The sequence below is a fragment of the Immundisolibacter sp. genome, from assembly GCF_028696615.1.
In the GTDB taxonomy this organism is placed as follows: domain Bacteria; phylum Pseudomonadota; class Gammaproteobacteria; order Immundisolibacterales; family Immundisolibacteraceae; genus Immundisolibacter.
In genome coordinates this window covers 1,660-3,432 of the sequence record NZ_JAQVGQ010000255.1, presented here as the reverse complement: position 1 = coordinate 3,432, position 1,773 = coordinate 1,660, and the positions used below count along the sequence as shown (strand labels likewise).

Here is a 1,773-nt window from a genome sequence, read left to right as displayed (position 1 = left end):
CGACGCGCCGGCCGAGGTGGCGGACCAGTTCGAGTGCACGCTGGTGTGGATGGCCGACGAGCCCATGCTGCCGGGCCGCCCGTATTGGCTCAAGCTCGGCGCGCGCACGGTCGGCGCCACCGTCACCGAGCCCAAGTACAAGGTCAACGTCAACACGCTGGAGCACCTCGCCGCCAAGCAGCTCACCCTCAACGAAATCGGCGTGTGCAACATCGCGCTCGACCGGCCGCTGCCGTTCGATCCGTACACCGTGAACCGCGACATGGGCGGCTTCATCCTGATCGACCGCCTCACCAACGCCACCGTCGGCGCCGGCATGCTGCACTTCGCGCTGCGCCGCGCGCACAACATCCACCGCCAGGCACTCGACATCGACAAGGCCGCCCGCGCAGCGCTGATGGGCCACAAACCGGCGGTGCTGTGGTTCACGGGCCTGTCCGGCGCCGGCAAGTCGACCATCGCCAATCTGGTCGAGAAAAAGCTCCACGCCGCCGGCTGCCACAGTTATCTGCTGGACGGCGACAACGTGCGCCATGGGCTCAACAAGGACCTTGGCTTCACCGACGCCGACCGGGTGGAGAACATCCGCCGCGTGGCGGAAGTGGCCAAGCTGATGGTGGACGCGGGTTTGATCGTGCTGACCGCCTTCATCTCGCCGTTCCGCGCCGAGCGCGCGCTGGCGCGCGGCTTGCTGGAGGACGGCGAGTTCATCGAGATTCACGTCGACACGCCGCTCGAAGTGGCCGAATCGCGCGACGTGAAGGGCCTGTACAAAAAAGCCCGCCGCGGCGAGCTCAAGAACTTCACCGGCATCGACTCGCCCTACGAGCCGCCGGTGGCACCGGAGCTGCGCCTCGACACCCGCGCCCTGTCCGCCGAGCAGGCGGCCGAGGCGGTGCTCGCGCTGCTGCGCGAGCGCGGGCTGATCGGTGGCTGAGCGCCGGCGGATGGCAATGCCCCCGCAGCGCCTGCACTGGCTGCAACACGTGCCCTTCGAGGGCCTGGGCTATATCGCGCCCTGGGCGCGGCGGCGCGGCTTGGCGCTGTCGTGCACGCGCCTTTACGCCGACGAAGCGCTGCCGACGGCCGATGCCTTCGACTGGCTGGTGGTGATGGGCGGGCCGATGGGCGTGTACGAGGCCGATCGCTACCCGCACCTCGCGGCAGAGATCGCGCTGATCGAGGCGGCCATCGCCGCCGGGCGGCGCGTGCTCGGCGTGTGCCTCGGCGCGCAGCTGATTGCCGCCGCGCTCGGCGCGCGGGTGTACCCGTCGGGTCGGCGCGAGATCGGCTGGTTTCCGGTCGAGGCGGTGGCGGGCTCGGCAAGTCCCTTTGCGGCCGACCTGCCGGCGCCGCAGACGCTGTTCCACTGGCACGGCGACACCTTCGACCTGCCGGCCGGCGCGCTGCACATCGCGCGCAGCGCGCATTTCGAGCAGCAGGCGTTCAGCTTTGGCGAGCGGGTGCTCGCCGTGCAGTGCCACCCGGAAATGGACCCGGCGGGTGTGGCGGCGCTCACCGACGCCTTCGGCGCGCGCCTGAAACCGTCGGCAAGCGTGCAATCGGCCGACGCCATGCGCGCCCTGCAAGCGCACTTCGCGCCCGCCCGCCGCCTGCTCCATGCCTGGCTCGATCGGCTCGCCGCCGCCTGAGGCGGGCCGCCCGCGCGCCGCGCCCGGTCTGGGCCTGGTGCTGACCGGCGGCGGCGCCCGCACGGCCTATCAGGTGGGCGCCTTGCTCGCCATCCGCGAGTGGCTCGGCCGGCCGCGGCGG

2 protein-coding genes are annotated in these 1,773 nt (G+C 71.5%); both read left to right on the top strand.

Going from position 1 to position 1,773, the window contains the following annotated elements; genetic code table 11:
• A partial coding sequence (gene cysC / locus PHC73_RS12770; RefSeq protein WP_300128941.1) for an adenylyl-sulfate kinase occupies positions 1 to 937 on the top strand: 937 nt, incomplete at its 5' end.
• A 16-nt stretch (positions 938 to 953) separates the two neighbouring features.
• A complete protein-coding gene (locus PHC73_RS12765) occupies positions 954 to 1,652 on the top strand; it encodes a type 1 glutamine amidotransferase (RefSeq protein ID WP_300128939.1) in 699 nt (232 codons plus the stop codon).
• Positions 1,653 to 1,773: the final 121 nt, after the last annotated feature.